At 58.6% G+C, this 18,675-nt stretch carries 22 protein-coding genes; all 22 read left to right on the top strand.

Translation table 11 applies throughout. The features are described from left to right. Positions 1 to 66: 66 nt before the first annotated feature. Complete coding sequence (locus tag AC2FH2_RS09820; protein WP_496823403.1) at positions 67 to 1,611, top strand: AMP-binding protein; 1,545 nt, start codon at positions 67 to 69, stop codon at positions 1,609 to 1,611. Next, the gene (locus tag AC2FH2_RS09825; RefSeq protein WP_496823404.1) at positions 1,608 to 2,099 is read left to right on the top strand and encodes a hypothetical protein; all 492 of its coding nucleotides are present in this window, start codon (positions 1,608 to 1,610) and stop codon (positions 2,097 to 2,099) included. Before AC2FH2_RS09820 ends, AC2FH2_RS09825 begins: the two co-directional genes overlap by 4 nt. Beyond that, positions 2,096 to 3,700: a carboxyl transferase domain-containing protein gene (locus AC2FH2_RS09830; RefSeq protein ID WP_496689746.1), complete on the top strand. Its 1,605-nt coding sequence runs from the start codon at positions 2,096 to 2,098 to the stop codon at positions 3,698 to 3,700. Before AC2FH2_RS09825 ends, AC2FH2_RS09830 begins: the two co-directional genes overlap by 4 nt. A gap of 1 nt (position 3,701) precedes the next feature. Then, on the top strand, positions 3,702 to 4,127 hold the full coding sequence (locus tag AC2FH2_RS09835; RefSeq protein WP_142634907.1) for an ASCH domain-containing protein: 426 nt from the start codon (positions 3,702 to 3,704) through the stop codon (positions 4,125 to 4,127). 3 nt (positions 4,128 to 4,130) lie between these two features. Further along, entirely contained in the window at positions 4,131 to 6,062 is a 1,932-nt protein-coding gene (locus tag AC2FH2_RS09840; protein WP_496823405.1) for an acetyl/propionyl/methylcrotonyl-CoA carboxylase subunit alpha, read from the top strand. Between the two features lie 64 nt (positions 6,063 to 6,126). Next, the gene (locus tag AC2FH2_RS09845; protein ID WP_496823406.1) at positions 6,127 to 6,981 is read left to right on the top strand and encodes a hydroxymethylglutaryl-CoA lyase; all 855 of its coding nucleotides are present in this window, start codon (positions 6,127 to 6,129) and stop codon (positions 6,979 to 6,981) included. Positions 6,982 to 6,984: 3 nt separating this feature from the next. Then, complete coding sequence (locus tag AC2FH2_RS09850; RefSeq protein ID WP_496823407.1) at positions 6,985 to 7,767, top strand: crotonase/enoyl-CoA hydratase family protein; 783 nt, start codon at positions 6,985 to 6,987, stop codon at positions 7,765 to 7,767. Positions 7,768 to 7,949: 182 nt separating this feature from the next. After that, positions 7,950 to 8,315 (top strand): NADH-quinone oxidoreductase subunit A, encoded by a 366-nt coding sequence (locus AC2FH2_RS09855; protein ID WP_496690852.1) that lies wholly within the window; start codon positions 7,950 to 7,952, stop codon positions 8,313 to 8,315. Beyond that, positions 8,306 to 8,839, top strand: coding sequence for a NuoB/complex I 20 kDa subunit family protein (locus tag AC2FH2_RS09860; protein ID WP_037307875.1), 534 nt, complete (start codon positions 8,306 to 8,308; stop codon positions 8,837 to 8,839). The genes AC2FH2_RS09855 and AC2FH2_RS09860 overlap by 10 nt, the downstream gene beginning before the upstream one ends. A gap of 10 nt (positions 8,840 to 8,849) precedes the next feature. Next, entirely contained in the window at positions 8,850 to 9,455 is a 606-nt protein-coding gene (locus tag AC2FH2_RS09865) for an NADH-quinone oxidoreductase subunit C (protein WP_271950203.1), read from the top strand. Next, complete coding sequence (locus tag AC2FH2_RS09870) at positions 9,455 to 9,628, top strand: hypothetical protein (protein WP_170433422.1); 174 nt, start codon at positions 9,455 to 9,457, stop codon at positions 9,626 to 9,628. The genes AC2FH2_RS09865 and AC2FH2_RS09870 overlap by 1 nt, the downstream gene beginning before the upstream one ends. Position 9,629: 1 nt before the next feature. Next, positions 9,630 to 9,761, top strand: coding sequence for a hypothetical protein (locus AC2FH2_RS09875; protein ID WP_271950199.1), 132 nt, complete (start codon positions 9,630 to 9,632; stop codon positions 9,759 to 9,761). After that, entirely contained in the window at positions 9,761 to 10,984 is a 1,224-nt protein-coding gene (locus AC2FH2_RS09880) for an NADH-quinone oxidoreductase subunit D (protein WP_271950197.1), read from the top strand. The genes AC2FH2_RS09875 and AC2FH2_RS09880 overlap by 1 nt, the downstream gene beginning before the upstream one ends. Further along, positions 10,984 to 12,084, top strand: coding sequence for an NADH-quinone oxidoreductase subunit NuoE (gene nuoE / locus AC2FH2_RS09885; RefSeq protein WP_281994872.1), 1,101 nt, complete (start codon positions 10,984 to 10,986; stop codon positions 12,082 to 12,084). The genes AC2FH2_RS09880 and nuoE overlap by 1 nt, the downstream gene beginning before the upstream one ends. A gap of 32 nt (positions 12,085 to 12,116) precedes the next feature. Next, complete coding sequence (locus AC2FH2_RS09890; protein WP_271950193.1) at positions 12,117 to 12,338, top strand: DUF5337 domain-containing protein; 222 nt, start codon at positions 12,117 to 12,119, stop codon at positions 12,336 to 12,338. Between the two features lie 12 nt (positions 12,339 to 12,350). Beyond that, positions 12,351 to 13,649: an NADH-quinone oxidoreductase subunit NuoF gene (gene nuoF, locus AC2FH2_RS09895; protein ID WP_142635179.1), complete on the top strand. Its 1,299-nt coding sequence runs from the start codon at positions 12,351 to 12,353 to the stop codon at positions 13,647 to 13,649. Positions 13,650 to 13,654: 5 nt separating this feature from the next. Continuing rightward, positions 13,655 to 14,071, top strand: coding sequence for an MAPEG family protein (locus tag AC2FH2_RS09900; protein WP_496823408.1), 417 nt, complete (start codon positions 13,655 to 13,657; stop codon positions 14,069 to 14,071). Between the two features lie 23 nt (positions 14,072 to 14,094). Next, complete coding sequence (locus tag AC2FH2_RS09905) at positions 14,095 to 14,454, top strand: hypothetical protein (protein ID WP_496823409.1); 360 nt, start codon at positions 14,095 to 14,097, stop codon at positions 14,452 to 14,454. Between the two features lie 98 nt (positions 14,455 to 14,552). Next, the gene (locus AC2FH2_RS09910) at positions 14,553 to 14,957 is read left to right on the top strand and encodes a DUF5333 domain-containing protein (RefSeq protein WP_271950189.1); all 405 of its coding nucleotides are present in this window, start codon (positions 14,553 to 14,555) and stop codon (positions 14,955 to 14,957) included. A 2-nt stretch (positions 14,958 to 14,959) separates the two neighbouring features. Further along, complete coding sequence (locus AC2FH2_RS09915; protein WP_496749729.1) at positions 14,960 to 15,403, top strand: DUF5333 family protein; 444 nt, start codon at positions 14,960 to 14,962, stop codon at positions 15,401 to 15,403. A gap of 8 nt (positions 15,404 to 15,411) precedes the next feature. After that, positions 15,412 to 17,433 (top strand): NADH-quinone oxidoreductase subunit NuoG, encoded by a 2,022-nt coding sequence (gene nuoG / locus AC2FH2_RS09920; protein ID WP_496689755.1) that lies wholly within the window; start codon positions 15,412 to 15,414, stop codon positions 17,431 to 17,433. A gap of 204 nt (positions 17,434 to 17,637) precedes the next feature. Continuing rightward, positions 17,638 to 18,675, top strand: coding sequence for an NADH-quinone oxidoreductase subunit NuoH (gene nuoH, locus AC2FH2_RS09925; RefSeq protein WP_496690845.1), 1,038 nt, complete (start codon positions 17,638 to 17,640; stop codon positions 18,673 to 18,675).

An 18,675-nucleotide genomic window follows, 5' to 3' on the forward strand; every position in this document is an offset into this window, starting at 1 on the left:
AAATTCCCGTGACCGTCTTTGGTGGCTCGATTCAGGAAAAACCTAGAAAAACAAAGGGTTTCGGTAATGTGTCCCGCTGAAGGCATACCTGGTTTGCATCAGGGTGGGGGCTGGGACCTGCCGGACCGGTTGAACATGGCGCGGCAATGCTTGGAACAACCCCCAGAGCAGACGGCGATCATCGACCTGACCGGGGGTGAGGGCAAGGTCGTCTCGTTTGCACAACTCGGACGCTTGGCCGATGACATCGCATACGCCTTGCTCGATCGGGTGCGGCCTGGGGATCGCGTTGGAGTACTGCTCAGTCAGTCACCCAGCTGCGCGGCGGCGCATCTTGCGATCTGGAAGATCGGCGCGATTTCGGTGCCTTTGTTTAAATTGTTCAAACATGACGCGCTGGCCTCGCGTGTCGCGGATGCAGGGGCGCAACTGGTGTTGACAGACGCAGAGGGTGCTGCACTGCTGGGGGATCTTGCCGTACCGGTTCTGGTCGATCAGATAGCTCCGTCTGATGATCCGGTGCCCTTTGCGGATACCGGCCCCGAGGATCCGGCAGTTCTGATCTATACTTCCGGCACAACCGGCAGCGCCAAAGGCGCGCTGCATGGGCATCGGGTTTTGACCGGCCATTTGCCGGGGGTCTCGATCAGCCACAGCCATCTGCGCGAAGGTGACTGTCTGTGGACGCCCGCCGACTGGGCATGGATTGGCGGGTTGTTCGATGTGTTGATGCCAGGGCTGGCGCTGGGCATTCCGGTGGTCGCGGCCCGGCTCGAGAAATTCACCCCCGAGGCCTGTGCGGATGTGATCGCGCGCGGCGGGGTACGGAACGTGTTCTTTCCGCCTACCGCATTGCGGATGCTCAAGGCCACGGATCAGGCGATCCCCGGTCTGCGCTCGGTCGCTTCCGGAGGGGAGCCGCTAGGTGCCGAGATGTTGGAATGGGGGAAGCAGGCGTTCGGCCTGACGATCAACGAATTCTACGGCCAGACCGAATGCAACATGGTGGTGTCTTCCTGCGCTCAGGATTTTCCCGTGCGCCCGGGTTGCATCGGTAAACCGGTTCCGGGGCATGAAGTTGCAGTGATCGACCAGGATGGCCAGCCCACAGATCAAGAGGGCGACGTGGCCATCCGCCGAGGCTCGGCCTCGATGCTGCTGGAATACTGGAATCGACCTGAGGCCACGGCCGAGAAGTTCCGAGGCGACTGGCTGATCACTGGGGATCGCGGCGTGTGGGAGGGGGATTATCTGCGCTTCGTCGGTCGCGACGATGACGTGATCACCTCGGCCGGTTACCGCATCGGTCCGGCCGAGATCGAAGATTGCCTACTGACCCACCCGGCGGTGGCGACAGTGGGTGTGGTCGGCAAGCCCGATCCGTTGCGGACCGAAATCGTGAAGGCCTATGTCGTGTTGAAACCGGGAGCCACGGTTGCGGAGCGAGAGTTGCAGGATTGGGTCAAGGATCGTCTGGCGCAGTATTCCTACCCGCGCGAAGTGGCGTTTCTGGAGGAACTGCCGATGACTGTGACGGGGAAAGTGATCCGGAAGGAATTGAAGGCGCGGGCGGCGGGGGAAACTGAAACGCAGAAGAGGCCGAAATCATGAGTAAGATGTTTTGGCCGGGGTTGGTTGCACTGCTAATTTCCGCAGCGGCCCTTGAGGCGGACGAAAGCATGGGGCAAGCTTCGGAGCCGGTCATAGGTGTCGAAAATTGGTTGGATGGGTGTACGCAAATTAGCAAAACGACGGTGATGTCTGTTCCAAAAATGACGTTGGATATGGATTGTGTTGCATCTGCCTTGGATTATTGCACAAATAATCAGGAAAACTCCTACCAGGACATTTGCCACGAGATTTTAATTGAGCACATTCGTCTCAGAAGTGCAGAAATTTCGGGGTATTTACCAGCGAACCCAAACCTCAAGGGTTTCAAGCGCTCCTCTTATGCGAATGCGCGGCGACGAACTTCCGAAGATTTTCAAACGAAATGCGAAGCCGACATGTCTGAAAATGAATGCCTATTGTTAGATGCTACTATGAAGTGGCTGAACTTGCGATTGGCCGAACGGCTTTTGGAGGGTAAACACCAATGAAGCTCAATTCCAAAGCCATACCCACCTCTGAGGGTTTCAAAGCAAACCGCGCGGCTCATCTCGACGCGCTGGAGCAAATCTCTGCCGCTGCCGAAGCGGCCCGTCTGGGCGGAGGTGAGAAATCCCGCGCGCGGCATGAATCGCGGGGCAAGATGCTGCCGCGCCGTCGGGTGGCGAACCTGCTGGACCCGGGGTCCCCGTTTCTGGAAATCGGCGCGACGGCGGCGCATGGGATGTATGGTGATGCCGCGCCAAGTGCTGGTGTGATTGCGGGCATTGGCCGGGTGCAGGGGCGCGAGGTCATGGTGGTTTGCAACGACGCCACCGTGAAGGGCGGCACTTATTATCCGATGTCGGTCAAGAAACACCTGCGCGCGCAGGAGATTGCCGAGGAAAGCCAACTCCCCTGTATCTATCTGGTTGACAGCGGCGGGGCGAACCTGCCCAACCAGGACGAGGTCTTTCCCGACCGCGACCACTTTGGCCGCATCTTCTATAATCAGGCCCGAATGAGTGCCAAAGGAATCCCTCAGATCGCGGTGGTCATGGGTTCGTGTACGGCGGGCGGGGCCTATGTGCCCGCGATGTCGGATGTGACGATCATCGTCAAAGATCAGGGCACGATCTTTCTGGCCGGTCCGCCTTTGGTCAAGGCCGCGACCGGAGAGGTCGTCAGCGCCGAGGATTTGGGCGGTGGCGACGTCCATACCCGCCTGTCCGGCGTGGCCGATTACCTGGCTGAGGACGACGCCCACGCGCTGGCTTTGGCGCGGCAGGCGGTGGGATCTCTGAACCTGCGCAAACCGCAGACCGTGGATTGGGCCAGCCCCGAAGACCCGGCTTATGACCCCGAGGAAATTCTGGGCGTTGTTCCCGCCGACCTGCGCACGCCCTATGATATCCGCGAGGTGATCGCGCGGCTTGTCGATGGCTCGCGATTTGACGAATTCAAACCGCGCTTTGGTGAGACGCTTGTGACCGGGTTTGCCCATGTCAAAGGCTGCCCGGTTGGGATCATCGCCAACAACGGCGTGCTGTTTTCCGAGGCCGCCCAAAAGGGCGCGCATTTTGTTGAGCTGTGTTCGCAACGCAAAATCCCGCTGGTCTTCCTGCAAAATATCACCGGCTTTATGGTGGGCCGCAAATACGAAAACGAAGGCATTGCGCGGCACGGGGCAAAGATGGTGACAGCCGTTGCTACGACTTCGGTACCCAAGATCACCATGCTTGTCGGGGGCTCGTTCGGGGCCGGGAACTATGGCATGGCGGGGCGGGCCTATCAGCCCAGGTTCCTGTGGACTTGGCCGAACTCGCGTATTTCCGTAATGGGGGGCGAGCAAGCGGCGGGCGTGCTGGCCACCGTCAAACGAGACGGGATCGAGCGGCAGGGTGGCAGCTGGTCGGCTGAGGAAGAGATCGAATTCAAGCGCCCAACATTGGATATGTTCGAGGAACAATCTCACCCACTCTATGCCTCGGCGCGCCTATGGGATGATGGCATCATCGACCCGCGCAAAAGTCGCGATGTTCTGGCCTTGTCGCTGAGTGCCGCCCTGAATGCCCCGATTGAGGAGACACGTTTCGGCGTGTTCAGGATGTAAGATGAACGTTTCTTTGAATGATGTCATGGCCCGCTATCCGGGTGCTCAGACTTTCAAGTTTGGTGACAACGCAACGTTGAGCGCAGAACTTTTGGCCTTAGTGCGTGCAGGAAGGAAAACAGCGACCTGCGGTGCTTTGCGAGACTATCCCGAAGGCAGTGCGGATACTCCGGTCGTTGGGCGGCGCGATATCGCTTTGGACTGGGATGGTCGTCCCGCGCTGGTGATCGAAACGAATGAGGTAACGACCTGCCGATATTGCGATGTGACCGAGGATTTCGCGCTGGCCGAGGGCGAGAATGAGGCGCTTGAAGGATGGCGCGAAGATCACCGCCGGTATTTCGAGCGAAACGGCGGGTTTGATCCCGAAATGGAATTGCTCTGCGAGCGGTTCCGACTTGTCGAAGATCTCGGGGTTGAGGGATAAGCCATGTTCAATAAAATCCTGATTGCTAACCGAGGCGAGATTGCCTGTCGGGTGATGGAAACGGCTCAGAAAATGGGTGTGTCCTGTGTTGCAGTGTACTCGGACGCGGACGCCTCGGCCAAGCATGTGCAAATGGCGGATGAGGCGGTGCATATCGGTGGCGCGGCCCCGGCGGACAGCTATTTAAAGGGTGATGTGATCATTCAGGCAGCGCTGGATACGGGCGCGCAGGCGATTCATCCGGGCTATGGGTTTCTGTCTGAAAACCCCGGTTTCGTTGACGCGGTTGAGGCTGCGGGTCTGATCTTTATCGGGCCCTCGGCGGATGCGATCCGCAAGATGGGCCTCAAAGACGCGGCAAAAGTGTTGATGGAGCTGGCGGGCGTGCCCGTGGTTCCGGGTTATCACGGCGATAACCAAGACCCTGATCATCTGGCGGGCGCGGCCCAGACCATCGGATATCCAGTGCTGATCAAGGCCGTTGCGGGGGGCGGCGGCAAGGGGATGCGGCTGGTAGAGCACCCCGAAGACTTTACTGAGGCTCTAGACAGTGCGCGGGGAGAGGCGAAAACCGCCTTTGGCAACGATGCCGTTCTGGTCGAAAAATTCGTTTCCAAGCCCCGGCATATCGAGGTGCAGGTGTTCGGCGATGGCACCCAGGCGGTGCATCTGTTCGAACGCGATTGTTCGCTGCAGCGGCGGCACCAGAAGGTGATCGAAGAAGCTCCGGCGCCCGGAATGACGGTTGAAATGCGTGAGGCCATGGGGCAGGCGGGCGTGCGCGCCGCCGAGGCGATTGGCTACAAAGGCGCAGGTACGGTTGAGTTCATCGTTGATGCATCGGACGGGCTGCGCCCGGATCGGTTCTGGTTCATGGAGATGAACACGCGCTTGCAGGTGGAACACCCCGTGACCGAGGCGATTACCGGCGTTGATCTGGTCGAATGGCAGTTGCGAGTCGCATCGGGTGAGGCGTTGCCAAAAACGCAGGATGACCTGACGATCAACGGGCATGCGTTCGAAGCCCGGCTTTACGCCGAGGACGTGCCCAAAGGGTTTTTGCCCGCAACAGGTACGCTGACACATCTGCGCTTTCCTGCGGAATGCCGCGCCGATAGCGGAGTGCGGTCCGGCGATACAATCAGCCCCTGGTACGATCCGATGATTGCCAAGGTCGTGGTGCATGGCCCGACGCGTGCAGTAGCGCTGGAAAACCTGCACCGGGTTCTTCGGCGGACCGAGGTTGCCGGGACGGTCACGAATCTCTCGTTTCTTGGCGCGCTGACCCGGCACCCCGGATTTGTGGCGGGCGATGTCGATACCGGACTGATCGGTCGGGATATCGACGGGCTGGTCCGAACTTCTGATGCGCGCGCGGGCTTGATTGTTGCAGCAGCCATGACGGCGCTTGATCTGGTCGAGACCGGGCCCGACACGGGTTTCAGCCTGTGGGCGCCGCTGCACCGGGCCGTCCAGTTGAAGTACGATAGCGAGCTCATTGATCTAGACGTACAGGTCGAAGGACCTGACCGGCAGGTCTGGCAGATCAAGGACACAACGGTTCTGGCGCAACGGCGCAATGGAGGCTGGTACATTGATGACCGCCCGATGCCGCCCGTGGCACTGGCTGGTGCGACAATCACAGTATTCGATGACTATGGGCAAGTGTTTGAGCATGTCGATCCGCTGGATCGCGATGCAAGCGCCTTGGGCGATACCAATGTGGTCGAGGCGCCGATGCCCGGTCTGGTCAAGGCCATGTTCGCCACCGTAGGGCAAGCCGTTTCAGAAGGTGATCGACTGGCCATTCTGGAAGCGATGAAAATGGAACATTCCTTGCTGGCTGCCCGTGATGGCGTGATCGCCGAGGTGCTGGCCGAAACGGGCGCTCAGGTCGAGGCCGGCGCGGCGCTGGTCCGGCTGGAGGAGGAATGATCTGTCCCGCTGCGCCGCAACGTGGCACAGTCGGGACAACACGGCATAACGGGAGGCGAAAGCTATGGGTGAACGGGTCGACATTTTTGAAGTAGGGCCACGTGATGGGCTGCAGAACGAACAGCGGGAAATTCCTGTTGCCGAGAAGGTCGCTCTGATCGATTGCCTGAGCAAGGCGGGCTTCAATCGGATCGAAGTTGCCAGTTTTGTGTCTCCGAAATGGGTGCCCCAGATGGCTGGCAGTGCCGATGTTCTGGCCGGGATCCAGCGGGTTAGTAAGGTGCGCTATGCGGCGCTGACGCCAAATATGCGCGGGTACGAGGACGCCTTGTCTGCCAAAGCGGATGAGATTGCCGTATTCGCATCTGCCTCGGAAGGGTTCTCGAAGGCCAATCTCAACGCGACCATCGCCGAATCCATTGAGAGGTTCAAACCGATCCTAGAGGCTGCGCGCCATATTGACCTGCCAGTGCGCGGTTACGTGTCCTGCGTGACCGACTGCCCCTATGATGGTCCGACCCCACCCGAGAAGGTGGCCGAGATTGCGGACACACTATTTGCGCTGGGTTGCTATGAGGTATCGCTGGGAGATACGATCGGGCAGGGAACACCGGACACTATCGCCCATATGCTTCTGGCGGTGCGTGAGACGGTGCCTGTTACCCGCTTGGCGGGACATTTCCACGACACCAATGGTCGGGCCATCGACAATATCGACGCTGCATTGACGCTGGGCGTGCGGACATTTGACTCAGCAGTCGGGGGGCTGGGCGGTTGCCCCTACGCACCTGGCGCCGCAGGGAACGTGGCCACCGAAGCTGTGGTCGCGCATCTAGAGCGTCTTGGATACGAAACGGGGCTTGATCTGGGGATCGTGGAACAAGCGGCACAAATGGCACTGGCCATGAGGGCGGAGTAGGCGATGTTTGAAACGATCTCGGTCACGGTTGATCCACGTGGCGTTGCAACCCTGACGCTGAACCGCCTCGAAAAGCATAATGCGATGTCCGCGCAGATGATCCGGGAACTGACACAAGCGGCGGTGCAGTTGGGCGGCGATGGCACTGTGCGCGTCGTCGTTCTGACCGGAGCAGGCAAAAGCTTTTGTGCCGGTGGGGATCTGGGCTGGATGCAGGACCAGATGGCGGCGGATCCTGAGACACGCTTTGTCGAGGCGCGAAAGCTGGCCGAGATGTTGCAGGCGTTGAACGTGATGCCCAAACCGCTGATCGGAGCGTTACAGGGCAACGCCTTTGGTGGCGGCGTGGGCCTTGCCGCCGTCTGCGACGTGGCAATAGGTATCGAGACCCTGAAAATGGGCTTGACCGAGACGCGACTGGGCCTGATCCCGGCCACCATCGGCCCCTATGTTGTCGCTCGGATGGGGGCGGCACGTGCGCGGCGGGTCTTTATGTCGGCCCGATTGTTTGACGCGGCCGAGGCCGTCAATTTGGGCCTATTGGCCAAAACGGCCTCAGCAGAAGATCTGGCGGACGCTGTCGAGGCCGAGGTTAAACCTTATTTGTCATGTGCGCCTGGTGCGGTGGCCTCGGCCAAGGCCTTGGTCCATAGTCTGGGGCCGCGTGTTGACGATCCCGTTATCGACCAAACGATCCGGGCGCTTGTTGCGCGCTGGGAAACCGACGAGGCGCATGAGGGAATCAGCGCATTCTTCGACAAGCGAAAACCTGTATGGAATAGTTAGGTTTACGTTCTGTCGGTCTGTGCGTTTCACGGATCGAAGTTCGGCTGGAATGAAACGGAATATTAGGGTGCCATGCGGTTGTGTTTGGTTGACCCTCTGACCCCGCGCGGATAGAGAATGTCCAGTCAACACGCTAATTGACGGCGCTCCCCTACGGGGCACGCGCAGGAAAGGAGCTATTCGTGGAAGACCTGCTGCGGGAGTACCTCCCGATCCTGGTGTTTCTGGTCGTCGCTGCGGGCCTTGGAATCGTCTTGATTCTTGCCGCTGTGGTGCTGGCCGTCCGCAATCCCGACCCTGAAAAGGTCAGCGCTTATGAATGCGGCTTCAACGCCTTCGACGATGCGCGGATGAAATTCGACGTCCGATTCTATCTGGTCGCGATTCTTTTCATCATCTTCGATCTGGAAATTGCGTTCCTGTTCCCTTGGGCCGTGGCTTTCAAAGACATCAGCGATGTCGGATTCTGGTCCATGATGGTGTTCCTGGGCGTTCTGACCATCGGCTTTGCCTATGAATGGAAGAAGGGGGCCCTGGAATGGGAGTGATGACGGGTGCAAACACCGCCGGCGTCGACAAAGAAGTCGCCACCCAGGCCCTGAATGCCGAGCTGCAGGACAAAGGCTTTCTGCTGACCTCGACGGAGGACATCATCAACTGGGCCCGAACCGGGTCGTTGCACTGGATGACCTTCGGGCTGGCCTGTTGCGCAGTTGAGATGATGCACACCTCGATGCCGCGTTATGATGCAGAACGGTTTGGTATCGCGCCACGCGCGTCCCCACGTCAGTCGGATGTGATGATTGTGGCCGGAACGCTTACCAACAAAATGGCGCCTGCGCTGCGTAAGGTCTATGACCAGATGCCCGAGCCGCGCTATGTGATCTCGATGGGCTCCTGCGCCAATGGCGGCGGGTATTACCATTATTCCTATTCTGTTGTGCGCGGCTGTGACCGCATTGTGCCGGTCGATATCTACGTGCCTGGATGCCCTCCGACGGCTGAGGCGCTGTTGTATGGACTGATGCAGCTGCAGCGTAAAATCCGCCGCACCGGCACCATTGTACGCTGAGGAGGAGGCAATGAGCGAAGCACTCAAAGAACTCGGCGCGCAGCTGGAACTCAAACGGACCGATTGCGTTCTGTCCTGGGATGTCACCCATGATGAGTTGAACGTGGACGTGGCCCCGTCGAACCTTGTGGAATTTATCGAATTTCTGAAGGGCGATGCCAGTTGCAAGTTCTCGACCCTGGTGGACATCACAGCCGTTGACTATCCCGAGCGGGCCAAGCGGTTCGATGTGGTCTATCACTTCTTGTCGATGTACCAGAACCAGCGTATCCGGCTGCGCGTGTCGATCCGTGAGGATGACATGGTGCCGTCGATTGTCGACGTTCACCCCTCGGCCAACTGGTTCGAGCGCGAGGTGTTCGATATGTTCGGCATCCTTTTCTCGGGCCATCCTGATCTGCGGCGAATCCTGACCGACTATGGCTTTCGTGGCTATCCGCTGCGCAAGGATTTCCCGACCACCGGTTATACCGAAGTCCGTTATGACGAGGCGCAAAAGCGTGTGGTCTATGAGCCGGTCAATCTGGTGCAGGAATACCGTCAGTTTGATTTCATGTCTCCGTGGGAGGGTGCGAATTACATCCTGCCCGGCGATGAGAAACAGGAGAGCGAATAATGGGTGGCATTTGGTGGCTGATCCTATCTGCACTGACCATCATCCCGATGGTGAAGATTTTGCCGTTCTTCGGAATTAACAAATACTGGTGCCTGCTCTGTCTGATCCCCTTTGGCACGATCGCGTTGCTGTGGTGGGTCGGGCTGAAACTGCAAGAGCTGGAGCGCCGCTGAGATGATGATGCTGGGGGAACTGATCGTGCTGGGTGCGCTGGGGGTCCTTCTGGCGGGGGCTGCAGCCAAGGCGGCCGAGGCCGAAAAGGTCCGGGTTCGGGCTGATGCAAAAAAGAATAAGCGGGGGCGTTGATGGACGGCTCAAGATACGATGACGGCAGCACGGACGCGCTGAGCGGAGAACAGAAGATCCGCAATTTCAACATTAACTTTGGTCCGCAACACCCTGCGGCACACGGGGTTTTGCGGCTTGTACTTGAGCTGGACGGCGAGATTGTTGAGCGTTGCGACCCGCACATCGGTTTGCTGCACCGTGGCACCGAAAAGCTAATGGAAAGCCGGACGTATCTGCAGAACCTGCCGTATTTCGACCGTCTGGACTATGTGGCGCCGATGAACCAGGAACATGCCTGGTGTCTGGCCATCGAAAAGCTGACCGGGGTCGAGGTGCCGCGCCGCGGCTCATTGATCCGGGTACTGTATTCCGAGATCGGGCGCATTCTGAACCACTTGCTGAACGTGACCACCCAGGCGATGGATGTGGGCGCGTTGACCCCGCCGCTCTGGGGCTTTGAAGAGCGCGAAAAGCTGATGGTGTTCTATGAACGCGCCTGCGGTGCCCGCCTGCACGCGGCCTATTTCCGCCCCGGCGGCGTACATCAGGACCTGCCGCCGGAACTGCTGGACGATATCGAGGCGTGGAGCCACGAATTCCCCACCATTCTCGACGATATTGACGGTCTGCTGACCGAAAACCGCATCTTCAAACAGCGCAACGCCGATATTGGCGTGGTGACCGAGGATGACATCCAGAAATACGGTTTCTCGGGTGTCATGGTACGCGGATCGGGGCTGGCCTGGGATTTGCGCCGCGCGCAACCCTATGAATGCTATGACGAATTCGAGTTCCAGATTCCGGTCGGCAAGAACGGCGACTGCTATGACCGCTATCTCTGCCGCATGGAAGAGATGCGCCAGTCCTTGCTGATCATCCGTCAGGCCATCGCCAAAATCCGGGAATGCCCCGGAGACGTTCTGGCCCGTGGCAAGATCACCCCGCCCAAACGCTCGGACATGAAGACCTCGATGGAAAGCCTGATCCATCACTTCAAGCTGTACACCGAAGGCTTCCACGTGCCTGCGGGCGAGGTCTATGCCGCCGTCGAGGCCCCGAAGGGTGAGTTCGGCGTCTATCTGGTCGCCGATGGCACCAACAAGCCTTACAGGGCCAAACTGCGCGCGCCGGGCTTCCTGCACCTGCAAGCCATGGATCACATCGCCGGAGGCCACCAACTGGCCGACGTCGCCGCCATCATCGGCACCATGGATGTCGTATTTGGAGAGATTGACCGCTAATGCTCCGCCGTCTTCATCCCGAACAACCCGAAAGCTTCGCCTTTACCGCTGCCAACCGGCAATGGGCCGAAGCGCAGATCACCAAATACCCCGAAGGCCGTCAGGCCAGCGCAGTGATCCCTCTGCTGTGGCGCGCGCAAGAACAAGAGGGCTGGCTGAGCCGCCCGGCGATTGAATCCGTCGCTGACATGCTGGGCATGGCCTATATCCGCGTGCTCGAAGTCGCCTCGTTCTATTTCATGTTCCAGCTGCAGCCGGTTGGCTCGGTTGCGCATATTCAGGTGTGCGGCACCACATCCTGCATGATCTGCGGGGCCGAGGATTTGATCGCGGTCTGCAAGGACAAGATCGCCGCCAAGCCGCATGCGTTGTCCGCCGATGGCAAGCTCAGCTGGGAAGAGGTCGAATGCCTGGGCTCTTGCACCAACGCGCCGATGGCGCAGATCGGCAAGGACTATTACGAAGACCTGACCGCCGAGGGTTTTGGCAAGATCATCGACGATCTGGCCGCTGGCAAAGTGCCGACACCGGGCCCTCAGAACGGGCGCTATGCTGCAGAGCCTCTGAAGGGGCTGACCAGCCTGTCCGAATATGACAGTGGCCGAACCCAGTATAACGCCAGCGTTCAGTTGGCGCGTGATCAGGGGGATACCGTCAAGCGCATCGACGGGACCGAGGTTCCGATCCTGACGCCATGGCTGGGCAAGGATGGCAAGGCGGCGGCGACAAAGGCTGCTCCGAATCCTCCCAAGGCCCCCGCACCGGCCAAACCCGCGGTGAAACAAGCGGCTGAGGCGAAGGCGGTCAAAGAAGACCAGCCCGATACGCTTTCGGCTGCGCGGGACGGCAAGTCGGACGATCTGAAGCTGCTTAAAGGTGTCGGGCCTAAGCTTGAGAAGACGCTGAACGAGCTGGGCTTCTATCATTATGATCAGATCGCCAAATGGACGCCTGAGCAGGTTGCCTGGGTTGATGCGCGGCTGAAGTTCAAAGGCCGGATCGAGAGAGACGGCTGGATTGATCAGGCCACCAAGCTGGCGGCGGGTGAAGAAACCGAGTTCGCCAAGCGGGCCAAGGACGACGGTACATACGAAGACTAGGATGTGTGCCCGCTCTGGGCATTTAGGACAAGATGGACAAGGACAAGGAACAGGCCATGGCCCGCAAGGGTCGACATATCGGAGTGGTCATCGCCGTGACCATGCTGATCTGGCTTGCCATGACCATGTTCATTGGCCCCGCGATGGAACTGCCGGGACGCTATGCGCTGCTGTTTGATTTTGCCGCGCTGGCCGGGTTCATCTATGCGGGCGTCAACATTTTTCAACTCTGGCGCATGCGTCAGGACAGCTGAAGGTAACACATGATGCTGAAGGATCAGGACAGGATCTTTACCAACATCTACGGGATGCACGAGCGTACATTGCGCGGTGCACAGGCCCGGGGGCATTGGGACGGCACCGCTGGCCTGATCGGCAACGGGCGCGACTGGATCATCCAGACGATGAAGGATTCAGGGCTGCGCGGCCGGGGCGGCGCGGGTTTTCCAACCGGTCTGAAGTGGTCCTTCATGCCCAAGGAAAGTGACGGTCGCCCGTCCTATCTGGTGGTGAACGCGGATGAATCCGAGCCTGGCACCTGCAAAGACCGTGAAATCATGCGCCACGATCCGCATACGCTGATCGAAGGCTGCCTGATAGCCTCTTTCGCGATGAATGCACATACTTGCTATATCTACCTGCGCGGTGAATACATCCGCGAGCGTGAGGCGCTGCAGGCCGCGATTGACGAAGCCTATGACGCCGGTTTGTTGGGCAAGAATGCCGCTGGGTCAGGCTGGGATTTCGACTTGTTTCTGCATCACGGGGCGGGCGCCTATATCTGTGGTGAAGAAACTGCCCTGATCGAAAGCCTTGAGGGCAAAAAGGGCATGCCGCGGATGAAGCCACCGTTCCCGGCGGGCGCGGGCCTGTATGGGTGCCCAACCACGGTGAACAATGTGGAATCCATTGCGGTAGTGCCGACGATCTTGCGTCGTGGGGCCGACTGGTTCGCAGGCTTTGGCCGTCAGAACAATGCAGGCACCAAGCTGTTTGCGATCTCGGGCCATGTGAACAACCCCTGTGTGGTCGAAGAGGCAATGTCGATCCCGTTTGAACAGCTGATCGAAACCCATTGCGGCGGCATTCGCGGCGGCTGGGACAATTTGCTGGCGGTTATTCCGGGTGGTTCGTCGGTGCCCTGTGTGCGCGGTGAGAATATGCGCGACGCGATCATGGACTTTGACCACCTGCGCAACGATCTGGGCTCGGGCCTGGGTACGGCTGCGGTGATCGTGATGGATAAATCCACAGATATAATCAAAGCGATCTGGCGATTGTCGAAGTTTTACAAACATGAAAGCTGCGGTCAGTGCACGCCGTGTCGCGAAGGCACCGGATGGATGATGCGCGTCATGGACCGCCTTGTGCGCGGTGAGGCCGAGTTGGAAGAGATCGACATGCTGTTTGACGTGACCAAACAGGTGGAAGGCCATACGATCTGTGCCCTCGGTGATGCGGCAGCCTGGCCAATCCAGGGCCTGATCCGCAATTTCCGGGAAGAAATCGAAGACCGCATCAAGGCCCAGAAATCGGGCCGCACGGGTGCGATGGCAGCGGAGTGATTCAAATGGAAGTATTCTTGGACTATGGCCATGCACTTGCATCGGTGATGATCTTCACCCTCGTCGTCCTGTTCCTAGCCCCAATTTCGGCAATGGCCAAACAGGGTAAGGGGCTGGCGCCAGGCGCCACGCCCGAGCAAGATTATTCAGACAGGGCTTATCGCCTGAACCGTGCCTATCTGAACGGCACTGAAACGCTTCCTGCTTTTGCGGCGGTGACGATCGCGGCAATTTTGGTGGGGGTCAGCCCGTTTTGGGTAAACTTGCTCGCCTCGGTGGCACTGGTTTCGCGTCTGGCAATGCTGTTTGTTCATCTGCGTGGACTGGGTAAGCCGAACTCTGGCTTGCGCTCGGTTCTTTACGTGGTTGCCTGGCTTTGCATGTTCGTGATGGGGATCATGGCATTGGTGGCGGCGTTTTAATGATTGAACGAACTGTTGATCTTATGACCAGAACCAAGAATGTTTCTTTCATCGGCGCAGTTTTACTGTTGGCGGCGGTTTCGGCCTGCGGGCTGATTAAGCCTTCGGAAGATCGTATTCTATTCGATGGCAAGTCGTTCAGAGCCAAAGCAAAGCACATCAACAAAAAAGCGTCTCCTTCGGATTTCACCGTTGTGATCAAAGGAGTATCTGCCTCATTGGATGGTGCGCGCGAAGCTGGCCGTTATGAGGGCACCAAGTTTTGCATCGCGAATTTCGGATCCTCCAGGATCGACTGGAAGGTCGGGCCGGATACCGAACCACAAAACCTTCAGATCAACGATGACAGACTAACCTTTGCCGGAAGCTGCCGCCGTCCATGAAGCGGGTTTTTGCATATCACGCCGTGACAGGCCCATTGCTATTGCATAGCAATGCTGGCCTCCGTCGTCTTGGTCTTTCCAAGACGAAAGGATTTGTCATGTCTGGTATCAAAATGCTTGCCGTTGCAACGGCGCTGACACTGCCTGCGGTTGCTTTGGCTAAACCTCCCTTGCGCGAAGTCAAAGAGATCGACAACGAACTCTATTACATCGCTATCGCGAACGAAATTTCGGAATACTGCCCCTCCATCAGCGGGCGGCGTATGAAGGCGATTGGTGTGATGTGGGGCTTGCGGTCGAAGGCGAACCAGTTGGGCTATTCCGACAGTGAAATCCGCTCCTATGTCGATTCGGATGCAGAAAAAGACCGAATGCGCGCCAAGGGCGAGGCCTATCTGGCCCAAAATGGCGTGTCGTATGACCGGCCGAATTCCTTCTGTACGCTTGGTCGCGCGGAAATTGAAAGAAACAGCGCCATCGGCGTGTATTTGAGGGCGAATTGAGTATGGGTTTCAGAGCTTTGATGATGGGCTTTGCTGGTGTTTTGCTTTTGGTCTTAGCTGGATGCGAGTCAACATCCAGCCAAGCTTTGGACGCTGACACATCTCGCGCTCAGTTTCGTACACAGGTTCCGCAGAGCCTCTATGATGTGGCCTTTGCCAACGCTATGGCAGAGCAGATTGCAGGCGGTTGTCCGAATTTGTCGCTCAATCGTTCGCAGATCAGGCAAAGCATGAAAACGGTAGCTGACGACCTAGAAGCCAAGGGGTATCGGGAAAGTGATTTTGTCTATCTCGAAAGAAATTTGCCGCGGAAGCGGATACAGGACGACGCTATTCGCTATATCCAAGGAAACGGCATCGTGATTGGCGTTCCAGATACGATGTGCTCGGCAGGGCGAAGCGAAATCGCCAAAAAATCTGCTATCGGCACATTCCTGAAAGGGTAATTTAAATCATGTCTGACCTCCGCAAAGTTAACATCGACGGACAGGAAATCGAAGTCGATGGTGCGATGACCCTGATTCAGGCCTGCGAACAGGCCGGGGTCGAAGTGCCGCGCTTTTGCTATCACGAGCGTCTGTCGATTGCCGGGAACTGCCGGATGTGTCTGGTCGAAGTTGTTGGGGGGCCGCCTAAACCTGCGGCCTCTTGTGCCATGCAGGTGCGCGATCTTCGTCCGGGGCCGGAAGGGCAGGCACCGGTGGTCAAAACCAACTCGCCCATGGTCAAGAAGGCCCGCGAAGGAGTGATGGAGTTCTTGCTGATCAACCACCCGCTGGATTGCCCGATCTGCGATCAGGGTGGCGAGTGCGATCTGCAGGATCAGGCGATGGCTTATGGGATGTCGGGCACGCGGTTTAAGGAAGCCAAGCGCGCGGTCGATGATCTGGATCTGGGTCCGCTGGTTGGTACCGCGATGACCCGCTGCATCAGTTGCACCCGCTGCGTGCGCTTTACAACCGAAGTGGCCGGGATCACTCAGATGGGTCAAACCGGACGGGGCGAAGACGCCGAGATCACGTCATATCTGAACCAGACGCTGGATTCGAATCTGCAAGGTAATATCATCGACTTGTGCCCCGTCGGGGCGCTGACCTCGAAACCCTATGCTTTTACCGCGCGCCCTTGGGAACTGACCAAGACCGAAAGCATCGACGTGATGGATGCATTGGGTTCGAACATTCGTGTGGATACCAAAGGGCGCGAAGTCATGCGCTTTTTGCCGCGCAATCATGATGGCGTGAACGAAGAATGGATCAGCGATAAGACGCGGTTTGTGTGGGACGGCCTGCGTCGTCAGCGGCTGGACAAGCCATACTTGCGTGAAAACGGTAAGCTGCGCCCGGCGACGTGGCCCGAGGCGTTGACCAAAGCGGCCGAGGCGTTGAAAGGGGCTGAAAAGCCCGCCGGTATCGTGGGCGACTTGGCCCCGGTCGAGGCTACGTTTGCTCTGAAGCAGATGATTGAAGGGCAGGGCGGGGTTGTCGAATGCCGTACCGATGGCGCCAAGTTGCCAACGGGCAACCGCGCGGCCTATGCCGGGACCGCTGCGATCGAAGATATCGACAGCGCCGAGCGCATTCTGCTGATCGGAACCAACCCGCGTGATGAGGCGCCGGTGCTGAACGCGCGCATTCGCAAAGCCTGGGCGCATGGGGCCGAGATTGCTGTGGTCGGCCCAGCAGTCGATCTGACCTATGATTACCACCATGTCGGCGATGATCGTGCGGCATTGCAGCAGGTGGTGGATATGGGCGGAGATGATGAGGTCAAGGGCAAACGCTCGTTGGTCATCATTGGTCAGGGTGCATTGCAGGAAGCGGATGGCGCTGCGGTTTTGGCCGCTGCGCAAACCATTGCGGCGAATACCGAAAGCGGTTTGATTGTCCTGCACACAGCCGCCTCACGTGTTGGTTCTATGGATGTCGATGCCACCAACGAAGGTGGCATGGATACAATCAGCGCGGCGGATGTGATCTATAATCTCGGTGCCGATGAAGTTGAAATCGGCGACGGCGCCTTTGTCATCTATCAGGGCAGCCATGGCGATCGAGGTGCACACCGCGCCGACGTGATCCTGCCGGGCGCAGCCTATACCGAGGAAAACGGCTTGTTCGTGAACACCGAAGGCCGCCCGCAACTGGCGATGCGTGCCGGGTTTGCACCAGGTGAGGCTAAGGAAAACTGGGCGATCCTGCGCGCTTTGTCTGCCGAACTGGGTGCGACGCTGCCTTATGACTCACTGGCGCAACTGCGCACCGCGCTGATCGAGGCGGTGCCGCATCTGGCCCGTATCGACGAGGTGATCGAAAACGAGGTTCAGGCGCTGAAGCTCGGCCCTCTGGGCAAGGCGAGCTTCCGTCACACCGTCAAGGACTTCTACCTGAGCAACCCGATTGCACGGGCCTCGCAGTTGATGGCTGAGCTATCGGCGCAGACGCAGGCACGCAAAGGCGAAAAGATCGCGGCGGAATGAACCGAAACTCTGTCATATCGCATCTCGACCCTGTGCTGGTCGGACAGGGGCTCGCCCCTGTTTTGCCTATGAAACGGAATAAAAAGGGTGGCGTAGCGGCTGCAGATGCTGTTTACACCAACGCGCCGACCCAGACGCACTTTGCGCAGGCACATGGCCTTAGCATTTCGTGCGGAAAACGGAATACCCACGGTGTGAGGACCAATGGCTGAATTCTTTAACACCCCAGGCGGAATAGCCCTCATCATTCTGGCACAAGTGCTTGCCGTTGTGGCCTTTGTGATGATTTCGCTGTTGTTCCTTGTCTATGGAGACCGCAAGATCTGGGCGGCGGTTCAGATGCGCCGTGGCCCCAATGTGGTGGGCGTCTATGGCCTACTGCAAACGGTGGCCGACGCGCTGAAATATGTGGTTAAAGAGGTGGTTATCCCAGCGGGTGCAGACCGCACCGTCTTTATCCTCGCGCCGTTGACCTCATTTGTTCTGGCGATGATCGCCTGGGCCGTGATTCCGTTCAACGACGGCTGGGTGCTGTCGGATATAAATGTCGCCATCCTGTATGTCTTCGCCGTGTCCTCGTTGGAGGTTTATGGCGTGATCATGGGGGGGTGGGCGTCGAACTCAAAGTACCCTTTCCTTGGCTCATTGCGCTCTGCTGCTCAGATGATTTCCTACGAGGTCTCGATTGGTCTGATCATCATCGGTGTGATCCTGTCGACCGGGTCGATGAACTTCGGTGACATCGTGCATGCGCAAGACGGGCGCTTTGGGTTCTTCAGCTGGTACTGGTTGCCGCATTTCCCAATGGTCTTCCTGTTTTTCATCTCGGCGCTGGCCGAAACCAACCGCCCACCGTTTGACCTGCCAGAGGCGGAATCCGAACTGGTCGCGGGCTATCAGGTCGAATACTCGGCCACGCCTTTCCTGTTGTTCATGGCTGGCGAATATATCGCCATTTTCCTGATGTGCGCGCTGACCACGCTGCTGTTTTTCGGCGGCTGGCTGTCCCCGATCCCGGGCCTGCCCGACGGCGTGTTGTGGATGGTCGCGAAGATGGCGTTCTTCTTCTTCCTCTTCGCAATGGTCAAGGCGATCACGCCGCGCTACCGCTATGACCAGCTGATGCGGCTGGGTTGGAAAGTCTTCCTGCCCTTCTCGCTGGCTTGGGTAGTCTTCGTGGCCTTTGCGGCGAAATTCGACTGGTTCTGGGGTGCATTCGCCCGCTGGAGCGTAGGAGGCTGA

The organism is Ruegeria sp. YTSA105, assembly GCF_059610225.1.

Excerpts from the sequence above, each read along its gene's own strand:
- AC2FH2_RS09820 (WP_496823403.1), top strand. The coding sequence starts at position 67 with ATGTGTCCCGCTGAAGGCATACCTGGTTTGCATCAGGGTGGGGGCTGG.
- AC2FH2_RS09825 (WP_496823404.1), top strand. The coding sequence starts at position 1,608 with ATGAGTAAGATGTTTTGGCCGGGGTTGGTTGCACTGCTAATTTCCGCA.
- AC2FH2_RS09830 (WP_496689746.1), top strand. The coding sequence starts at position 2,096 with ATGAAGCTCAATTCCAAAGCCATACCCACCTCTGAGGGTTTCAAAGCA.
- AC2FH2_RS09835 (WP_142634907.1), top strand. The coding sequence starts at position 3,702 with ATGAACGTTTCTTTGAATGATGTCATGGCCCGCTATCCGGGTGCTCAG.
- AC2FH2_RS09840 (WP_496823405.1), top strand. The coding sequence starts at position 4,131 with ATGTTCAATAAAATCCTGATTGCTAACCGAGGCGAGATTGCCTGTCGG.
- AC2FH2_RS09845 (WP_496823406.1), top strand. The coding sequence starts at position 6,127 with ATGGGTGAACGGGTCGACATTTTTGAAGTAGGGCCACGTGATGGGCTG.
- AC2FH2_RS09850 (WP_496823407.1), top strand. The coding sequence starts at position 6,985 with ATGTTTGAAACGATCTCGGTCACGGTTGATCCACGTGGCGTTGCAACC.
- AC2FH2_RS09860 (WP_037307875.1), top strand. The coding sequence starts at position 8,306 with ATGGGAGTGATGACGGGTGCAAACACCGCCGGCGTCGACAAAGAAGTC.
- AC2FH2_RS09865 (WP_271950203.1), top strand. The coding sequence starts at position 8,850 with ATGAGCGAAGCACTCAAAGAACTCGGCGCGCAGCTGGAACTCAAACGG.
- AC2FH2_RS09870 (WP_170433422.1), top strand. The coding sequence starts at position 9,455 with ATGGGTGGCATTTGGTGGCTGATCCTATCTGCACTGACCATCATCCCG.
- AC2FH2_RS09875 (WP_271950199.1), top strand. The coding sequence starts at position 9,630 with ATGATGATGCTGGGGGAACTGATCGTGCTGGGTGCGCTGGGGGTCCTT.
- AC2FH2_RS09880 (WP_271950197.1), top strand. The coding sequence starts at position 9,761 with ATGGACGGCTCAAGATACGATGACGGCAGCACGGACGCGCTGAGCGGA.
- nuoE (WP_281994872.1), top strand. The coding sequence starts at position 10,984 with ATGCTCCGCCGTCTTCATCCCGAACAACCCGAAAGCTTCGCCTTTACC.
- AC2FH2_RS09890 (WP_271950193.1), top strand. The coding sequence starts at position 12,117 with ATGGACAAGGACAAGGAACAGGCCATGGCCCGCAAGGGTCGACATATC.
- nuoF (WP_142635179.1), top strand. The coding sequence starts at position 12,351 with ATGCTGAAGGATCAGGACAGGATCTTTACCAACATCTACGGGATGCAC.
- AC2FH2_RS09900 (WP_496823408.1), top strand. The coding sequence starts at position 13,655 with ATGGAAGTATTCTTGGACTATGGCCATGCACTTGCATCGGTGATGATC.
- AC2FH2_RS09905 (WP_496823409.1), top strand. The coding sequence starts at position 14,095 with ATGACCAGAACCAAGAATGTTTCTTTCATCGGCGCAGTTTTACTGTTG.
- AC2FH2_RS09910 (WP_271950189.1), top strand. The coding sequence starts at position 14,553 with ATGTCTGGTATCAAAATGCTTGCCGTTGCAACGGCGCTGACACTGCCT.
- AC2FH2_RS09915 (WP_496749729.1), top strand. The coding sequence starts at position 14,960 with ATGGGTTTCAGAGCTTTGATGATGGGCTTTGCTGGTGTTTTGCTTTTG.
- nuoG (WP_496689755.1), top strand. The coding sequence starts at position 15,412 with ATGTCTGACCTCCGCAAAGTTAACATCGACGGACAGGAAATCGAAGTC.
- nuoH (WP_496690845.1), top strand. The coding sequence starts at position 17,638 with ATGGCTGAATTCTTTAACACCCCAGGCGGAATAGCCCTCATCATTCTG.